This window comes from Vibrio sp. MOR3, assembly GCF_001557775.1.
Taxonomy (GTDB): domain Bacteria; phylum Pseudomonadota; class Gammaproteobacteria; order Enterobacterales; family Vibrionaceae; genus Vibrio; species Vibrio jasicida.
This window is the reverse complement of record NZ_LNRD01000001.1, coordinates 922,756-941,317: the sequence shown is the minus strand read 5'-3', so window position 1 is coordinate 941,317 and position 18,562 is coordinate 922,756. Positions and strand designations below refer to the sequence as shown.

Genomic DNA, 18,562 nt, shown 5'->3' with positions numbered 1-18,562 from the left:
CATAAACCAAGTCATGGAACGACAATAACAAACCTATAAAAGTTATGCGTAAGTTGGCTTGTTTAGCGATGTGTTTCGCTTCTACTTCATCTTATTCCAGCACCGTTGAAAAGCAGCTGCAAAAAGAGTTCGATTATAACTTCGCCTCCAGCATTGTCCTTTCAGACAGTGATGTGTTCACCTTTGGCTTCTCAAACTTTGACCCTAACGAATACCTCAATCTCGATGATGATTCTTTAGGTGATAACGAATCCGTCGACCTTCGGAAGAAAATCTCCGTATTGTCGTTGCCATTCAGTATTCCGGCGAGCAATTACCGTTATTCCCCATACCAGACAAAAGTGAACGGGCGAGGCTACCTGCTTTCTTCTCAACAAAAAGTGTCCGCGTTAAATGCCGACACTCCTGACGACCTTGATGAGCTTGTTTTGGGTGGCTACTTAGAAGTTGAGCAAGAGGCTTATTTAAATCGCAATATTACGTTGGGCGCAGCGGCGGGAACGCACATCATGTACTACCAAAATGATTACGCTTATCGTAGTGATACGTTGGAGGATTATCGTGACCAAATTGATGGTATTTATGTCAATACCAACGCGTTAGCAATGGTCGGCGAGGTTAATGCGACACTAAAATACAGCCCTTATGGTCATTTTGGTCAATGGTACTTTTGGTCTTCACCACATTACTTTAACGGCGTTGGTGTCAACCTCGGAAAAGGTGACAACGTAATTAACCCTGAAGGCTGGTATTGGGTTAATGGCGTAAAGGTCTTTCACCGTCTAGCGATATGGCAAAACATGGTTCAGTCGTTTTATACCAGCTTCAACCGAGTTGATATAGGTGGCGATACCAAGAAACCGTTAAACACGGATCACTACTACGAAGCGAGTATGGGTTGGCTTATGACACCACCGATTAAAATCCCATTTGTGGTGAACATAGGTGTAGGGATGAGTCTCAACTATGGCAGTGCGTTTAAAGGGGGTAGTTTGGTCATGTTCTTCAACCAAGTTTAACGCTTTTCAGATTTCAACGACTCTTGTAAGCAGAAAATAAGACAATTAAGCGTGGCAGAACTTCACACAGTTTCGGCCCGCTTTTTTGGCTTTATACAGGGCGTCATCAGCAAGTTTAATCACGTCAGTTGGGTTTCGTGCACTACGGCTGTCTGCAACCCCAAAACTCGCAGTGACAGATACGGTCTTTTTCTTTGAATCAGCACTTCCGCGCTTTTTGCGGCCTTGTTTGTTGTCATCAGGTCGACTGTCTTGATCGCGTAGAATCATTTCATATTCAGCAATCAATTCGCGAACTTCTTCCACATGAGCTTCGCAGTCTTCGGTGTACTTACCTTTAAAGACAATGGTGAACTCTTCACCACCAAAACGATACACCTTTGCTCCACCTTGTGTCTTCATTAGGCGCGAAGCCACCATCTTTAACACATCATCACCGGTGTCGTGGCCGTAGGTGTCATTAAACTTCTTAAAATGATCAACATCCAGCATCGCAATGGTGAACTTACGTCCCATATGCTTAAGGTCCAGATCCAACGCACGACGGCTAGGAATGAGCGTTAAGCTATCAGTAAAAGCCAGTTGATGGCTCGCCGATGTGGAGTAAATGATGATCAATAGGCCCGTTAGTGTAAACATGGTGCTAGAGATATATTGGACGTCGAAGAAGATAAACGTCGCCGAGGCTAACACCATCGCAGAGTAAGTCATCGCGTGAATAATCTTATTCTTCTTCAGCACCAAAATGCCAAGGAAGCACACAATACCAACGCAATAGAGCACAAGTACTAGAGGAAGTTTGGAAACCTTGGGAACAATAAACAAGATGCCATTGGTCCACTCATCGAATCCACCTTCTATGTAATAGGTCAGCGTCACATAGGACCAAAAGACAAACATAACCAGCACAAAAATGTAGGCTAACGTGGCTTTGGAATCGAAACCTTCTTTATTGAACAGAAACACCGCTAGGAAAGAGACGGGTAAAAGACTCGCTAAAATGGTGAGCTCTAAAAGCGCAGTTCCCGTTTGAAGCGGAACTTGTAGGCGATGTTGGATTACGAAGTAGGCAAGTAGCATGGCAATGCAAACCATAGACTCGCGACCTTGCTTGAATGAGTAACACATTAACAGTGCACAGCCCAACAAAATATATGGCAAATTCGACGCAATGCCCCAGTTAGACTGAGTCATCTGAATGATGCTATCCATACCCAAGCTGATCATACCCAACAGTATTATTGGAAATAGAAACCGAAAGCCTGGAGAGGTCATTAAAGATGAAGCCATCTACTACAAATCACCTGCAAATAGTTGAGTATATCTAAAGAGTTACATTAAGCATTCAATTAATACCGTGTGTGGGCAGTATATATTCTGACGCTTTCAAAACTAACAAGAATACGTGTATTTGCGAATTTTCCAAGTGTTTTACAGTCGATGATTACAAAAAGAGAGAGGTTGATTAAATTAAGACCAATCAACAAGTTGCATGATAGTTGTGACTGCTATAATTTCGTAGTGTTGAGCAAAGGAGAAAAATCGATGCAAATCAGTTCAGATGTACACAATTATATGGAGACCCTCGTAGGGCAAGAACTCTCTTCAGAGCGATACGTCGATCAGTTTGATCATGAACAGTTAGCTGACATCGCTTGCTTGGCGCTGATCCAATTAAAACCAGTTTATATCCGCCATGATATCGATTTTCTGTCTGCTCTACCTGAACGTAAACTGACGCAGTTTAAAGATAGTGTCTATATCGCGGTAGAAAATGCAGCAGCAATGGTACAAGAAGATCGACGCACGAATCGTAACAATGATGTACCTGTAATTTTCTCGCATACCAGTTATGATGAAGACAAAGAACTGGATTGGTTTGAGAAGCCAATTCTCAACGTCAACATTAAGTAATGAGTGTCTTAATCAGTCTTAAATAGATAAGGCATACCCAAGGAGGAATTGTGGGATTCTTTTCGCGCTTGTTTGGTGGTGGTGATAAAACTGCCGCAGTTAAAACCGTAGACCCCGTCGAATATAAAGGCTTTTTGATTTACCAAGAGAGTATTTCAGAAGGTGGTCAGTACCGCATTGCAGGACGGATTGAGAAAGAGTTCGATGGAGAAGTGAAAACCCACCGCTTTATTCGTTCCGACTTGATAGGATCAGAACAAGACGCCAATGAGCTGATGCTGAAAAAAGCGCAGATGTTCATCGACCAAATGGGTGAAAAAATCTTCAATTAAGAACTCACTGCAACTTGATTCGAATCATCTCCAAGAGAGCCATTAGTGTATATGCTGATGGCTCTCTTTCTTTTTATGGCTTAATTACCTGTTAAATTAACCACTTAACATTCATCTGGTTAGACCTCTGTCTAGTGGCGCTAATCGTTGTTATTTTTCAGCGCGAAGTAGAGAATTATTCATTACTTAGCGTTATATGTAATGAAATTTAGTATTTTTATTACAAAATACTTGAAGTCATGATGGACGTTCGTTAAAAACAGAAGAATAACAGGGCTGTTAGTCAAGATTTGACTGTGCAAATGGGTGACCCAAAACACCATCATTCGTTTGCGTTTTCTTGCGTAGTAAACAGATAGAAATAAAAAAGAATTAGAGTAGAGCAACGCTCTGTTTTGGGACTAATTATTGATATGTATACAAGGAGTATGCGTTTTGCAAATCGGTGTACCTAGAGAAATACTCGCGGGTGAATCGCGAGTAGCTGCATCACCTAAATCGGTTGAGCAGTTAATTAAGTTGGGGTTCGATGTCGCAATCGAATCACAAGCGGGGGTGCTAGCCAGTTTCGACAATGCGGCTTATGAAGCAGCAGGGGCGACAATTGTATCTAGCGACGAAGTATGGCAATCAGGCTTAATTCTTAAAGTGAATGCGCCTCATGTTGATGAAAAAAATGGCATCGATGAGATCGCATTGTTACAAGATGGCGCAACATTGGTTAGCTTTATCTGGCCAGCGCAAAACGCGGAGTTAATGGAACAGCTCTCAAGCAAGAACATCAACGTTCTCGCAATGGACTCCGTTCCTCGTATCTCACGTGCGCAAGCATTAGACGCACTCTCTTCTATGGCTAACATCGCCGGTTACCGAGCAGTGGTTGAAGCTGCTCATGAATTCGGTCGTTTCTTCACTGGCCAAATTACTGCCGCTGGTAAAGTACCACCAGCTAAAGTGTTAGTTGCAGGTGCAGGTGTCGCAGGACTTGCAGCAATCGGTGCGGCTGGTAGCCTTGGCGCAATCGTTCGTTCTTTCGACGTTCGTCCTGAAGTGAAAGAACAAGTCGAATCAATGGGCGCTGAGTTCCTGACAGTAGATTTCAAAGAAGACTCAGGCTCAGGTGACGGTTACGCTAAAGAAATGTCTGATGAGTTCAACAAGAAAGCGGCTGAGCTATACGCTGAGCAAGCGAAAGATGTTGATATCATCATCACTACGGCGCTAATTCCTGGCCGCCCAGCACCGACGTTGATCACCAAAGAAATGGTCGACAGCATGAAAGCGGGCAGCGTGATCGTTGATCTGGCGGCTGCCAATGGCGGTAACTGTGAATATACAGAAAAAGACAAAGTCATCACGACAGCCAATGGCGTAAAAATCGTTGGTTACACTGACATGGTAGGCCGTCTGCCAACGCAATCTTCTCAGCTCTACGCAACCAACCTTGTAAACCTTCTAAAACTGTTGTGCAAAGAGAAAGATGGCAACATCGATATCGACTTTGAAGACGTTGTGTTACGTGGTGTGACCGTCGTGAAAGAAGGCGAAATTACTTGGCCAGCACCACCGATTCAAGTTTCTGCTCAACCACAAGCAAAAAACCAAGAACCGGTCAAAAAAGAGCCGAAAGTTGAAGAGCCAACATCACCAGTTAAGAAATTCGCACCACTGGTTATTGGTTTGGGTGCGTTTGGCTGGGTTGCATCAGTCGCTCCGGCTGCATTCCTATCACACTTCACCGTTTTCGTATTAGCGTGTGTGGTAGGTTACTACGTTGTTTGGAACGTGACTCACGCACTGCATACACCACTTATGTCGGTAACAAACGCGATTTCCGGCATCATCGTAGTGGGCGCGCTACTGCAAATTGGTCAAGGTAATGGTGTAGTTACCTTCCTATCATTCATTGCTGTTCTCATTGCAAGCATAAACATCTTTGGTGGCTTTACCGTGACCAAACGTATGCTTGAAATGTTCCGCAAAGACAAATAATAGGAGTTACCAATGTCTGCAGGATTAGTACAAGCGGCATACATTATTGCTGCGCTATTTTTCATCTTAAGTCTCGCGGGACTTTCTAAACAAGAATCAGCACGAAATGGTAACTACTACGGTATTGCTGGTATGGCAATTGCGCTTATTGCGACAATTTTCAGCCCAAGTGCCGAAGGCTTTGCATGGGTCATCATCGCGATGGTGATCGGTGGTGGTATTGGTATCCACTACGCGAAGAAAGTAGAAATGACAGAAATGCCAGAATTGGTTGCGATTCTACATAGCTTCGTGGGTATGGCCGCGGTACTTGTTGGTTACAACAGCTACTTAGAGCCACCAGCACCAGTATCAACAGATCTTGCTGGTATTCACGCAGAGCACGTTATCCACCTTGTAGAAGTATTCCTTGGTGTGTTCATCGGTGCGGTAACCTTTACTGGTTCTATCGTAGCGTTTGGTAAGCTTCGTGGGATCATTTCTTCTTCACCACTTAACCTACCTCACAAACACAAGATGAACCTCGCTGCGATCGTTGTTTCAACACTGCTTATGATTTACTTCGTAAAAGCAGACGGCAGCATGTTCGCACTGATCTTGATGACACTGATTGCTTTTGCATTCGGTTACCACTTAGTGGCATCAATCGGTGGAGCAGATATGCCGGTTGTTGTTTCAATGCTGAACTCATACTCCGGTTGGGCGGCTGCGGCAGCAGGCTTCATGCTAGCAAACGATCTATTGATCGTGACTGGTGCGCTGGTTGGTTCTTCAGGTGCCATCCTTTCTTACATCATGTGTAAAGCAATGAACCGCTCGTTTGTAAGCGTAATTGCAGGCGGCTTCGGTCAAGAAGTAGTGATTTCAAGTGACGAAGAACAGGGGGAACATCGCGAAACATCAGCTGAAGAAGTTGCTGAAATGCTGAAAAACTCGAAGTCCGTAATCATCACCCCAGGATACGGAATGGCAGTGGCACAAGCTCAATACCCAGTACATGAGATCACAGACAAGCTACGAGCTCAAGGCATTGAAGTTCGCTTTGGTATTCACCCAGTAGCTGGCCGTCTACCTGGTCACATGAACGTTCTATTGGCTGAAGCGAAAGTACCGTATGACATCGTACTAGAAATGGACGAAATCAATGACGACTTCCCAGCAACAGATACGGTTCTGGTCATCGGCGCAAACGACACAGTAAACCCAGCTGCACTGGAAGATCCAAACAGCCCGATTGCTGGTATGCCAGTATTAGAAGTTTGGAATGCGCAAAATGTCATCGTATTCAAGCGTTCAATGAATACAGGTTACGCAGGCGTTCAAAACCCACTGTTCTTTAAAGAGAATACATCGATGTTGTTCGGTGATGCGAAAGAGAGCGTAGAAGCAATCTCCAAAGCACTGTAAGCGTAGGGGACATCAGCATCTGCTTCGAATGGAAGTATTTGCTTTAAAACTCATCAAGGCCAGCATTCGCTGGCCTTTTTTTGTGGGCTTTCAATGTTATAGTACTGCAAATCCTTAAGCTGCCTAATGTCATTTGTTTTTAGATTGATGTATAGTTCTGGCTAATGTAACAAGTACCGGTAACAGTTTGATTAAACAGTTTTTGCTCCGTTCTGCCTTAATGCTGCCACTTTTCTCGGCAAGCGCATTTGCAGATTCATTACCAGAACGAATAGATACGTTTACAGAGCTATTTAATTATGAAGTGGCTCTTAAATCGTATGATATACGCATACTGCAATCGAACTACCCAACCAAATTGCTTTCACCGGACTCAATGTTGCCACAAACGGCCGATTATCCGCTAAAAGACATTCAACAGCTGTATCGCCTGGCGAACACATGTCGCGGAAAACTGCCGTTAAGTCCTTTAATTACGGAACCTTTGGTGTTTACTCGTGCCTTATGTAAAGGAACGCAACTCACACCACGTTGGTTTTCTCGTAGTGGGTTAATTCACCCAGGAGGCGGCACTTACGCAGCTCGTTACGCTGAGAAATATCCAGAACTGCGCCCTAAGCTTGCACAGTACATGCACATTAAAGAGCGCACTAACGACGATGGCGACGAACTGCTAGAAAGCTTGCAAAGCATGGATGATGATGCAATAAACGCACTCATCGCTGGTGCGAGCATGTTCATTGAAGGGAAGGAGCTTTGGCTACGCCGCGGTGATCACTACTTCGTTTTCTCTAAAAATGTTTGGCAAGAAAACGTTGCGAATGCTGGTCTGTCTTACGGACTCGCATCAGAAAGCCGAAGCTGCTTTGTGAAACGCGGTAACATTTGTTGGGATGTAGAAGATCACTCGCAAGTGTTGCGGATCAGCATGATCATTCTTGTGATTGCCAACATCTTATTGGTGATCGGCTGGGCAGTGTATCGCTGGAACAGCAAACGAGAAGAAATGCGCAGTCGCATGTTGGTGCTGCAAATTCTTACTCACGAACTAAGAACGCCGATTGCGTCTTTGTCTTTAACCGTTGAAGGTTTCCGTCGTGAGTTCGAACATCTTCCAGAAACCGTTTACGACGAATTTCGTCGATTATGCGAAGATACGCGCCGATTACGCCAGTTAGCAGAGGCAAGTAAAGATTATTTGCAATCTGATAACCAAATGCTTGCAACAGACTGGGTTCCTTCTGTTGCAGAATGGCTAGAATATAAGATTGAAGAAGAATTTGATAACGCTGTACTTTTCAAAATAAACGAAGATGTAGCTGCTAAAGTTAACGTGTATTGGCTCGGAACCTGTATCGATAACTTGCTACGAAACGCATTAAAGTACGGTAAAGCACCGGTCGAACTATGTGTAGAAACCAGTGCGGATAAAATCATTATCCAAGTCATAGACGCCGGCAGTTTAACTGCAAAAGATTGGGCAAACCTAAGAAAGCCGTTCGTAAGTAAGAGCGGACTAGGGCTTGGATTAACAATAGTTGAATCAATGGTAGGCCGCATGGGCGGAAAAATGTCCCTAATGGGACCACCTACAACCTTTATATTGGAGATACCTTGTGAAACAGACACTGCTTCTCGTTGAGGACGATAAAAACTTGGCTGACGGCCTGTTAGTAAGCCTGGAACAAGCAGGATATGAGTGTTTACATGTGGAGCGTATTTCAGACGTTGAGCCACAATGGAAAAAGGCTGACTTAGTCATTCTGGACCGCCAACTACCAGACGGCGACTCAGTACAATCTCTTCCTGAATGGAAAAAAATTAAAGATATCCCTGTAATCCTTCTTACTGCACTGGTTACTGTAAAAGATAAAGTTGCGGGTTTAGATTCTGGTGCGAACGATTACTTAACAAAACCATTTGCAGAAGCGGAACTGTTTGCGCGTATCCGAGCACAACTTCGCGCACCAGATTCAGCGGAGCAGGGTAATGCAGACAAAGTGATGACCAAAGACCTTGAGATCGACCGCGCAACTCGCGAAGTCGTATTCCAAGGTGAAATGATCACACTGACTCGTACCGAGTTCGATCTACTGCTGTTCTTGGCATCTAACTTAGGTCGCGTATTTACACGTGATGAATTATTAGATCACGTTTGGGGTTACAACCATTTCCCAACAACGCGTACTGTAGATACTCACGTACTTCAGTTACGTCAAAAGCTACCGGGTCTAGAAATCGAAACGCTACGTGGCGTTGGTTACAAGATGAAAGCGTAACGGCAAAGAATGAAAACACTACTTCCTGTAGTTCTCTCATTGCTATTAGTGAAACCAGTCCAAGCTACGGACTGGTTTCAAACTAATACACCACTGACACAAGCTCACCAGCATCTGCTCGAAGATGACCTTGGTGGCATGTTCAATTCCCTTGTCGAACTATGGCAAAGTGAACCAAACAAAGAACTCACACCGCACCTCAATGATTTATTAGCACAATCACTTTCTAGAGACTGCGGCAAATCATTAACAGGTGTCACGCTTCCTGATTGGATAAGCGGCATTAACGTTATTCGACAAACCATCCAAAGCCCAGGCAGAGATACTTATCGACTTGTCGTTAAACTGCGTGCAACAACGGATATTGAAGACATCTCTTTCCGCCGTTGGGTCGACAGTACGATCTCTGCAGACAGCTCATTCAATTTTGAAGAGCAACCGGAAGGCGCAGAACTGGCAAATGAACGCAGCTTTTTAAAACGCTACAATCTAACAGGCAAGTTGGATGCGGGCTTATATCACTTATCAGTGACGACAAAAGACAAACGTACTTACCGTACATGGGTGATCTTAGGCGATTCAAACTCGACACAATATGTTCGTTGGACTTCAAAAGAGAACTGGAAAGTAGAGAAGAGCGCGTTACGGAACCCACATTGTCCGCTACCACAGCTAGAAGTCGGCCTTTATGATTATGTCGAAGGTCAATATGACCAAGTATGGAAAAAGACATACGAATCTAATTACCCAAATTCTCTCGAATTAGATGGAATCCCTAATGACCGATATGTGTTAGCTGTGAGCATTAACAGTCGACGTTGGCAAGGTGACATTATTGTTGAGCAGGCTCAAACTATTAGCCGAACTTATGATGTTTCTCTCGAAGAATAGCTAAAGAAATTACACTTGTGCCGATATAAGTTCAGGACGAACGAAATCACAAGTGTAGTATGAAGACACAATTCAAAATTTTAACCACGACCATCACAGCAGCGTTATGCTCTAGCGCTGCTTTTGCTGGCACTTACGCAATCGAAGCTCGTAGTGACGCAATGGGTGGAGTCGGCACCGTATCAGCCTCTTACCTAACTGCACCATTCTTTAACCCGGCATTAACGGCAATCTACCGTCGTAATGATGATGCAGGTATGATCGTGCCAAGTTTTGGCGTTAACTATAACGATCAAGACGGTTTAATCGACGAAATCGAACGCATAGGTAAGCTGACCGATCCAACAGAAATCGTAAATTCCTTAGACGCGATTAACGGGCAAAAGATGGATTTTGACCTTGGTGGTGTCGTCGCCGTTGGTATTCCTAATAAATTCTTATCTGCAACAGCTTACGGAAAATTATATACCGAGTCTTTCGTTGAACCGACTATCGACACGGCAAGTGGTGACCCGTTAAATGATAGCTACGTGCGCGGCGTCTCTATTGGTGTGGCAGAAGCGGGGATCTCCCTCGCTAAATACACCAACTTCATGAATCAGCATTTGTCGTTTGGTATTACACCAAAACTACAGCGCATCTACACTTACTCTTACGCAACAAGCTTTGCTGCGTTCGATACCAAAGATTTGCGTGAAAATGAAACTGCAGAAACCATGTTTAACCTTGATGCGGGTGCATTGTGGTTCTTTGGTCCTTACCGTTTAGGTATTTCAGCGAAAAACTTAATCGGTCGCGACGTGAAAACGAAATCTTTCACCTACAACGGCGATACCATTCAATCCTACGAATACAGTATGCGACCAGTCTACACCGTAGGTGCCGGATATGTCGCAGATTACTTCAGCTTCAGCGTTGACTACGATTTGAATGAAGAGAAGAAGTTCTCTACCTTTGATGACAACACGCAAATGGTTCGAGCCGGTTTTGAAATTGACGTACTTCGTCAGCTAGCACTGCGTGGGGGATACATGAAAAACCTTGCTCGTTCAGATGACGAGGGAACGATCACGGCGGGTATTGGTTTGTCACCTTTGAACTTAATCGAACTTGATATTGCAGCGCAATATACCAATGAAAACGCAATGGGTGCTTCGATTAATTTCCTTGCGACCTACTAAGCGAGCCGTTATAGTCAGCTCCTCATATTGAGGAGCTTTTTTATGTTTGACGATTTACCACCTCTGTCTCATCAAGAACAGCAACAAGCTGTAGAACGTATTCAAGAATTAATGCAGAAGGGTACCAGTACCGCAGAAGCGATTAAGATCGTAGCCCAGCAAATTCGAGCAGAATACGCCGCGAAGAAACAAGACTAAGAAATTACAAAGAGCAGGGCACAGACCCTGCTTTTTTACGCCCCTCACATATATCGCTAAATCAAACAGCTCCCCGTCTTTTCACCACACTACCTTAAACAAATTCAACGTTACCACGTAACCAAGCAGTTCAAAAGTGGAGTAGAAACACCTGCCATAATAAGTTAGTAAAATTTTACTAGCCACCATTAACTGTCACTTTTGAAATGCAGGCAAAAACACTGCACAAGCACAGTAAATTAAACATAACCCCTAAAATACAAGCACTTAACTCGGGATAATCATTCAAGCAATAAAACGCTCCCACCTCATTCTGTAATTTAATTACAGTGACGAGTCCAATGGCCATATCCAATAGTGAAATGTTCTGCAAAAACATAAAAGAGACGCCGTCACTTTGATTGGCAGAAAATTTAGACATATAAAATGGTACTTGTGAAAACAGTGAGTACTTGCCGACTAAAACCGAACCAAATCTGAAACCGTACTTAAAACAGAAAAAGAGAATGAGTAAACGGTGTTTTTCAACGTGAGATTTAGATGGAATGAGCGCAACTTTTTTCAAAAAATGATCACTGGCCTACATTGGAGATATAAACGCAATTTTACTTACGTATTACACTGTAACGTTATAGGATTGAAAGTGAGATGCTAAATGGGGTGAACTATTGATGAGTAAAGTTTGCAGTTAATTCTTAAGCCCTTTGCTGCATGGTAGATACTTAGTTCGTTAGTGTTGTTGGCCCCAGATAAAAGCAGCAGGAGAGACGAGTTATGTATAGTGTGTCTAAACAATATGTAAGTAGAATCTAATAAGCGCTTAAACCTTTCGATCTAGTTCAGACCTGCACTAATGATGATTTACACAACGTGCGCTGAACCGATACCTTAGGCACGTCTATTGACCTAGACGGCTTCGAAAATGTTACTACATACGTTTCCATGATCAGTGAGAAGCCAACTAAAAAGCCGAACCCTTGGCGATGGGGTTCGGCTTTTTTAACTCTATGGTATCGAGAACCGAGTAAAACTAGTTACTACGGGCGCAGACACAACCAGTAACCCAAAAAAGGAAAGTGACAGTGAAGTTTCCCGAAATCGATTATCAATTCTGGTACACGACCTGGTATGAGACCGTAGGAAAAAAGACAACTTATTCCAACGTTAACTCTAGAAAATACATGCATTTCAATGGTGACTTAAATGCCTGTATGGACGAAATTTTTTCCATGATCAGTAAAAAGCAATTCGACAAATCAACGATACTTAGAATCGTTGATCTCATTTATTGCTGGGGTGGTCCATCTGGAAGGTTGTTTTATGTACCAATGAAAGGGAAAGATGCCCCGCGACAAGTGCTAGAAGATGATGTAAGAGCATTTGAACAGTACATGCTTGGGGTCCAACTCGCAGTCGATGGCAATATCAAGTGCATAGATGAGTTCTGTAAGCTCGACGGAATTGGCAAATCGTTCGCAACTAAGCATGCTTATTTTTGGAGCCACGACAGTGCGTTCCCTTTAATGATCGTAGATTCCAAGATTTCCGGTGCCCTTGGATTTACAACAACGCAGCAACTCGAAAAAGCATACACCAATGAGCAGTTAGTGACCGCATTTAGAAAGAAGGCAATGGAAGAGTTCGGAGAGAATACTCCTTCAATGGTAGAACGTGCTCTATTCGCGTTCCATAACAACTATTTCTTGAATGACAATTCGAACTGGAAAAACAAAACCGCCCATCGTGATAGTCATGTCGCCACCGGTTTGGCAAAAACATTGTTTGATACTGAAAACAGCTAAACCTTTTTGTTTTTAAGGCAAGTCACTCTGGGATAAATAGCTTATATTGGTAATTCACTATCCGTAGTAAATCGCCAAAACCATATAGAAGTGTAGGGTGCTTGGGTAGAACTAGCCCAAGTTAAAGTCTTATTCACTTGTGATGTTTGCGCTGATGGGGATGAATCTGAAATACCAGATTGTTACTCATCAAAGGACTGCAAGACGTTCGAGAAAGCGTATTGGTTCTAAAAGCTTCGCGTAATGTTGACGCATAAAGGGTTAAACTCGCCCCCACACACTAATGACTATTTACACAGCGGGCAGGGACCCAATACATTTAGCAGGTCGATTGACCTCGACAGGCTTCCAATTCGTTTTCATCGACGTCCACCAAAATCAAGAAGCCTACAGAGAAGCCGAACCTTAGCGATGGGGTTAGGCTTTTATTGTTTCTATAAAAATAAATGCATATAAGCCAATTGTCATATCACTTACAATGCTAGACACCGAACGAGACTAACGAAAGGTTATGACATGAGACTAATAAAACTAAAAATCAAAAACTTCCGAGGTATTGGTGAAGGAGTTGAGGTAGAGTTTGATAATAACAACATAATCTTCGTCTGTGGCGAAAATAACGCAGGGAAATCAACGATTCTAGAAGCCTATGACATGCTCGTTACAGCATCTAGGCAAGCAAAGTTGACTGACTTTCATGGTAAAGACAATACAAAAGCGATTGTTATTGAAGCATGGATACAAGCGGAAAATAAAGACGATATAGAACATAAGGCTTTAGCAAAGCTATGGGATGACAAAGACATAGCCAAAGTTCGAAAGACATGGGTGTCGGAAGATACCAAAGGAGTAAAAGAAACCAGAGATCCAGTGAAAGGTTGGGGGAAAGGTGGTGCAGGAGGCATAGATACTCTTCTACAAAATGCTTGCCCAACACCAGTTTGGATTAGAGGTAGCACATCTCCAGAGGAGATTTTAGCGTTACTCCAAAGTTTAGTTCAAGAAACGATTTTAAAAGCATTATCAAACGAGCCGGTCTATTTAACAGCGATAGAAGCAGTCGGTGCGCTAGAAAAAGAAATTACGAGCAGCAAATATTCGCTGCAAATTCAAAAAAACCTCAACCTAGCGTTAGCTGAAGTATTCCCATCGCTAAAGTTTTTACTAGAAAGTGAAAGCAACGCTAATATTGCCGAGTTGTTTAAAAAAAGCACCGTAGTTAGCATCGAACAAGATGGAAAACCATCAATGGACTTTATGACTCATGGACACGGAGTTAGAAGGCAATTCATCGTAAGTGCCTTCAGGGGACTTGCTAGACAGCTTGAAGAAATAAAGAAAGGAGCGAAACAGCGAAAAGCCCAAAATTTTGAATTTGACGCTACAACAGTTCAAAGCAAGTCTAGAATTCTTTTAATTGAAGAACCTGAGTTATATCTACACCCAGAGGCAATAAGGTGCATCCGAGACCTTATCTACGCACTAGGTAATGACTCTGAATTTCAGATTCTAGCGGCAACACATGCACCGATCATGGTGGACTTATCAAAACCTCATACAACATTGGTCAGAGCATCAACAAACGAGAATAAAGTCGTTACTTTACATCAGGTATCGCATGACTTGTTCGATAGCAATGAAAGAGATTGTATGAAGATGCTGAACTACTTTAACCCCCACGTATGTGAAGCATTTTTTAATGATAAAGTCGTCCTAGTTGAAGGAGATACAGAAGCTGTGGCAATAAGAGCCTTGATAGCTAGAATGGTTTCTGAAGGTTTAGCTAATGAGTCAATTCACGTCGTGAACTGTGGAACAAAAAACAACATCCCATTTTTCCAGAAGGTACTTACGCATTTTAAAATACCTCACTGGATCCTACATGACGTAGATGACAAATTAGACAAAAATGGGGACAAAAATAGTGCATGGACTTTGAATGAAACGATTTGGTCAGCCGTAACGCACTCTCAACAAAATCAGGTGAAGGTAACGCGATTCACTTTCGAATCAGAGTTTGAGTCAGCTAACGGTTATAAATACAAGAGTAGTCTTGGCAAGCCATATAGTGCATTTTTAGAGAGCCAAGGTTGGAAGTTAGATGATTCGAACAAGAAAGCCATAAAGTATCTTAGATACATCCTCAATATCGATGATGCATCTAAAGAGCCGGAACATAACCAAGATTATTTAGAAACTCTATACGCAGCAAGGTAGTCACTTTAGCTTACCTAGTTTCCACTCGGCGGCTTTCATTCGACGTCCGCCTTTAAACGGTAAAACGTTTTCTTTAGCAGGATAGACCTTGGGTTGGTCTATATGTCCAAGTTTTTCGACTAGCTGACGATGCTCGACGCCAGAACACGAAACTTTCCAATTCTTTAGGGCTGAACGCACGAACAGACGGCGTGATGATGGCGCGTTTCTCACAAACACGAAAACCAGACCAACGAATATCATTAGGAAAGTATCCAAGTGATTTGATGAGTAGAAGTTTTTCTGCCATTGGATTAACAGTTATGGTGCGTTCAAGCCAACGGACAACAGTTGACTTAGTTTCGCGACAGCTTGTTGTTAATCAACATCGGTTAAAGCCTCAAAAGCAAACAATGTTGTTAATCTTAGGAGGACATTTTAAAGTGGCTAAAACCGGACATTACTAAATTGCTCTAACATCTTGAGTGCGCATTATATGTGTTATGTTAAATGAAATATAGACGTACGCCAAATCTTCCATACATGGGTCTCTATCCCTCTCAGATTTCAAATTCAGACATCGTTTGTTAGGTTCATTAAACATAATGGTGATTTACCATAAAATAGCTAATATGGATCTATCAATCTACGATTGCTCGCTCTGCTATTAGCTCGTTTGTCTTTTAGCTTACTAATCGTTGCTTGTTCTTTGGTATGTTTCATACGCATTACAACTTTTGCGGACACAAACCACAGATACAAAAAGAGCGTCTGTTTGAGACGCTCTTTAAAATCTTTTGCTTAGTTTAAATTAACCGCCGGCCAACTTAACTGTCATGCCTTTCTTTTCAAGATGAGCTTTGATTTTATCACGAGCATCACCTTGAATTTCAATGGTTCCATCTTTTACTGAACCACCGCAGCCACACACTTTTTTCAGTTCTGCGGCTAACAACTTTAGCGGAGCGTCATCTAAATCCAAACCTGTGACGATACAAACGCCTTTTCCTTTGCGACCTTTAGTTTGTCGTTGAATACGAACAACACCGTCGCCTTTAGGACGTTCGACTTTTTCTTCTTCAGGTTTGATTCGACCAGTTTCTGTTGAATATACGAGAGACATACTCTTATTTCTTTTGCTGTTGTGCTTGCATCGCTTTTTGCTTTGCAACTAAATACGCTTCGATATGACGTTGAATTGCGGCTTTCGCACCTTTAATCAACTTGCCATTGAACATACAGTACCAAGCATTTGGCTCTCCTGTATCGTTCTTTATCGTGTAGCCATTAAATACTTCAGATTGAGGGTTGCCGGTGCTTTGCGTTCGTTGACCTAAAGAAGAAAACTCTTTGGGGTCGATAATAGACGCGGTATCACACCACCAATCAATGCTCTTTTTTACCGCCGTTAAACTGCCTTGTAAAACGTGGTTTTTGATTTTAACCTTCCAAACGCTACCATCGGATCCGCCTGATTGCAGGTTAAAACCTCTATAATTTGAAATTGCCATACCACTGAGCCATCTATCTAATGCTTTGATACAATCATAATTATAACCGAACAATATTCAAACACTAATGCCTTACAAAAGTTCGGTTATTCTTATTTCTACCACAAAACGAATGACGGTAACGTTAGTTAGCTTGCAGTATTAATACAATCAGCTAAAAATTCGTGGAACTGATGACCATTATTTTGCAGCATTTTAGGGAACATCGAGATCGGCGTCATACCTGGGAAAGTATTTACCTCATTCAAATAGATTTCATTGTCTTCCGTTAAGAAGAAATCGATACGCGATAAATGGCGAAGATTCATTTGCTTAAAGACTGTCTGTGAAGCTTCAAGAATCGCATCCACCTGCTCTTCTGTTAAGTTCTTTGCTTCAACTTCTGTCAGCGAATGACTCGCACTGCTGTACTTCTCATCGTAAGAATAGAAGGCACCATCAGGCGCGATTACCTCACCTGGTTTGGTAATGTGCAGTTGGCCACCCATCTCATAAGCTGCGACTTCAAGCTCACGTGGTTTCACTGACTTTTCAATCAACACCTGCTCAGAAAAACCGAAGGCATCGTTGACTGCTTGTCGTAATTTTGACTTTTCAGTGACACTGTAACACCCAACAGAAGAACCTTGACGAGCAGCTTTGACAAACACTTTTCCCCATTTATCAAATGCTTGTTGCGCTTTCTCGTGGGCGTATTCATCATTACGAGTCAGAAATAAGTATGGAGTGTTTGGGATACCAATTGCATCGTACCAAAGCTTAGATGTGATCTTATTGAAGCTGTTGCTGCTCGCCTCAGGACCGCAACCAAGGTATGGAATGCCTGCGATTTCAAACATGGACTGAATATCGCCAGTTTCACCAGGGAAACCATGAATACAAGGAACGATAAAATCGACGGCTAAACTCGAGGTATCTGAACAAAGTTGTTTTGTGTTCAAGTCTAGGTAAACCAACTCATTTTGGTTTGTTACCCAACCTTCATTTTTGATTTCTACGCGCGTTACTTTAACGTTTTCAATCAAATTTAATTGCTGCTCGACGAAGTTTGCAGACAATAATGAGATCTCGTGTTCCGATGAACAACCACCGCATAGAAGAAGAATATTTTTAATCATGAATCAATCTTTCCGTGATTTTAAAAAGATACTATTCAGTATGATAAACTTTTGGTTAGCAACGTACAGTAATTTTACTGTGAAGAATGCTGTTCGAATAGGATTTAACCAAAGAAAGAAGGGAGCAATTTGCTCCCTTCTTTTTGTGTTATTAGTTGAGTTTATTAAGTGTTGGGTATGCCGAGTTTTTAATGGCATCGATACTCTTAACAAATGGCTTCAACTGCTGAAAATGCCCAGGAAGCGTCGATATTGCTTGTTGTGCTTCAGCGCTAGTTGCGTAATCGCCGTAAAGCACTGAGAACCACTTAGTGCCATTGACTACTTTGTAGTTTTCCCAAATAGGTTGGCTGTTTTGTGGAAGCTTACTCGCGAATTGGTCTACTTTCGCTTGGCTGCCGACGGCAACAACTTGGATGGTGTAACCAAAGCGTTGAATGCTCGCTTGCTTTTTACTTGGTGGAATGATCTTAACTGGCTTAGCTTGATCTTTAGGGGTTAATTTAACCACCTTCTTCTCTTCTGGCTTCGCAGTCATTTTGACAACGGTAGGCTCTACGTCTTTTTCTACCACTGCGTTTTCAGAAGACATAATTGGCTTAGAGACAGCCTGAGATTGGTAGTCTTCTTGGTAACTTTCTGATGTCACGTCAGTGATGTAAGTTTCCGTGGCACAAGCAGAAAGTAGTACTGACAAGCCGATGATTGCGATTTTTTTCATG

General features: G+C 42.6%; 18 protein-coding genes and 1 pseudogene. 12 read left to right on the top strand and 7 right to left on the bottom strand.

Annotated features, from left to right (window positions below; genetic code table 11):
* The first annotated feature begins 44 nt into the window (after positions 1-44).
* Positions 45-1,019, top strand: coding sequence for a Solitary outer membrane autotransporter beta-barrel domain (locus ATB76_RS04170; protein WP_052486864.1), 975 nt, complete (start codon positions 45-47; stop codon positions 1,017-1,019).
* A gap of 45 nt (positions 1,020-1,064) precedes the next feature.
* Here ATB76_RS04170 and ATB76_RS04165 read toward each other — a convergent pair whose 3' ends face one another.
* Positions 1,065-2,309 (bottom strand): GGDEF domain-containing protein, encoded by a 1,245-nt coding sequence (locus tag ATB76_RS04165; protein ID WP_061034701.1) that lies wholly within the window; start codon positions 2,307-2,309, stop codon positions 1,065-1,067.
* A gap of 255 nt (positions 2,310-2,564) precedes the next feature.
* On the opposite strand from ATB76_RS04165, the gene ATB76_RS04160 reads away from it, so the two are divergent.
* The 9 genes from ATB76_RS04160 (at position 2,565) to ATB76_RS27080 (ending at position 11,213) form a co-directional block, all read left to right on the top strand.
* Positions 2,565-2,933, top strand: a complete 369-nt coding sequence (locus tag ATB76_RS04160) for a late competence development ComFB family protein (protein WP_038870703.1) — start codon at positions 2,565-2,567, stop codon at positions 2,931-2,933.
* A gap of 50 nt (positions 2,934-2,983) precedes the next feature.
* Positions 2,984-3,265 carry an HlyU family transcriptional regulator gene (locus tag ATB76_RS04155; protein WP_038877383.1) on the top strand — a complete coding sequence of 94 codons (282 nt, stop codon included), beginning with the start codon at positions 2,984-2,986 and terminating at the stop codon, positions 3,263-3,265.
* A 435-nt stretch (positions 3,266-3,700) separates the two neighbouring features.
* Complete coding sequence (locus ATB76_RS04150) at positions 3,701-5,257, top strand: Re/Si-specific NAD(P)(+) transhydrogenase subunit alpha (RefSeq protein WP_061034700.1); 1,557 nt, start codon at positions 3,701-3,703, stop codon at positions 5,255-5,257.
* A gap of 12 nt (positions 5,258-5,269) precedes the next feature.
* Positions 5,270-6,664, top strand: a complete 1,395-nt coding sequence (gene pntB, locus ATB76_RS04145) for a Re/Si-specific NAD(P)(+) transhydrogenase subunit beta (protein WP_038877385.1) — start codon at positions 5,270-5,272, stop codon at positions 6,662-6,664.
* A gap of 220 nt (positions 6,665-6,884) precedes the next feature.
* A complete protein-coding gene (gene vxrA, locus ATB76_RS04140) occupies positions 6,885-8,306 on the top strand; it encodes a sensor histidine kinase VxrA (protein ID WP_161625078.1) in 1,422 nt (473 codons plus the stop codon).
* Positions 8,281-8,943, top strand: coding sequence for a response regulator transcription factor VxrB (vxrB, locus tag ATB76_RS04135; RefSeq protein ID WP_038870712.1), 663 nt, complete (start codon positions 8,281-8,283; stop codon positions 8,941-8,943). Before vxrA ends, vxrB begins: the two co-directional genes overlap by 26 nt.
* 9 nt (positions 8,944-8,952) lie before the next feature.
* Positions 8,953-9,834 (top strand): DUF2861 family protein, encoded by an 882-nt coding sequence (locus ATB76_RS04130; RefSeq protein ID WP_038870714.1) that lies wholly within the window; start codon positions 8,953-8,955, stop codon positions 9,832-9,834.
* A gap of 59 nt (positions 9,835-9,893) precedes the next feature.
* The gene (locus ATB76_RS04125; protein ID WP_038877386.1) at positions 9,894-11,015 is read left to right on the top strand and encodes a conjugal transfer protein TraF; all 1,122 of its coding nucleotides are present in this window, start codon (positions 9,894-9,896) and stop codon (positions 11,013-11,015) included.
* A gap of 42 nt (positions 11,016-11,057) precedes the next feature.
* A complete protein-coding gene (locus tag ATB76_RS27080) occupies positions 11,058-11,213 on the top strand; it encodes a YoaH family protein (RefSeq protein ID WP_080774323.1) in 156 nt (51 codons plus the stop codon).
* A 178-nt stretch (positions 11,214-11,391) separates the two neighbouring features.
* Here ATB76_RS27080 and ATB76_RS28060 read toward each other — a convergent pair whose 3' ends face one another.
* Positions 11,392-11,778 carry a hypothetical protein gene (locus tag ATB76_RS28060; protein ID WP_146075610.1) on the bottom strand — a complete coding sequence of 129 codons (387 nt, stop codon included), beginning with the start codon at positions 11,776-11,778 and terminating at the stop codon, positions 11,392-11,394.
* A 517-nt stretch (positions 11,779-12,295) separates the two neighbouring features.
* On the opposite strand from ATB76_RS28060, the gene ATB76_RS04120 reads away from it, so the two are divergent.
* Together ATB76_RS04120 and ATB76_RS04115 are read left to right on the top strand one after the other, a co-directional pair.
* Positions 12,296-13,015, top strand: coding sequence for a hypothetical protein (locus ATB76_RS04120; RefSeq protein WP_061034699.1), 720 nt, complete (start codon positions 12,296-12,298; stop codon positions 13,013-13,015).
* A gap of 516 nt (positions 13,016-13,531) precedes the next feature.
* The gene (locus tag ATB76_RS04115) at positions 13,532-15,232 is read left to right on the top strand and encodes an AAA family ATPase (RefSeq protein ID WP_061034698.1); all 1,701 of its coding nucleotides are present in this window, start codon (positions 13,532-13,534) and stop codon (positions 15,230-15,232) included.
* On the opposite strand, the pseudogene ATB76_RS04110 reads toward ATB76_RS04115, so the two are convergent.
* From ATB76_RS04110 to ATB76_RS04090, 5 genes and pseudogenes are all read right to left on the bottom strand, one after another.
* Positions 15,233-15,572, bottom strand: a pseudogene (locus ATB76_RS04110) (phage protein); the annotation flags it as partial.
* 450 nt (positions 15,573-16,022) lie between these two features.
* The gene (gene yciH, locus ATB76_RS04105; RefSeq protein WP_038870723.1) at positions 16,023-16,334 is read right to left on the bottom strand and encodes a stress response translation initiation inhibitor YciH; all 312 of its coding nucleotides are present in this window, start codon (positions 16,332-16,334) and stop codon (positions 16,023-16,025) included.
* 4 nt (positions 16,335-16,338) lie between these two features.
* Positions 16,339-16,722 carry a DUF3319 domain-containing protein gene (locus ATB76_RS04100; RefSeq protein ID WP_038870724.1) on the bottom strand — a complete coding sequence of 128 codons (384 nt, stop codon included), beginning with the start codon at positions 16,720-16,722 and terminating at the stop codon, positions 16,339-16,341.
* 128 nt (positions 16,723-16,850) lie between these two features.
* Positions 16,851-17,840, bottom strand: a complete 990-nt coding sequence (locus ATB76_RS04095; RefSeq protein ID WP_038877884.1) for a D-alanine--D-alanine ligase — start codon at positions 17,838-17,840, stop codon at positions 16,851-16,853.
* A 151-nt stretch (positions 17,841-17,991) separates the two neighbouring features.
* Positions 17,992-18,561, bottom strand: coding sequence for an SPOR domain-containing protein (locus ATB76_RS04090; protein ID WP_061034697.1), 570 nt, complete (start codon positions 18,559-18,561; stop codon positions 17,992-17,994).
* Position 18,562: the final 1 nt, after the last annotated feature.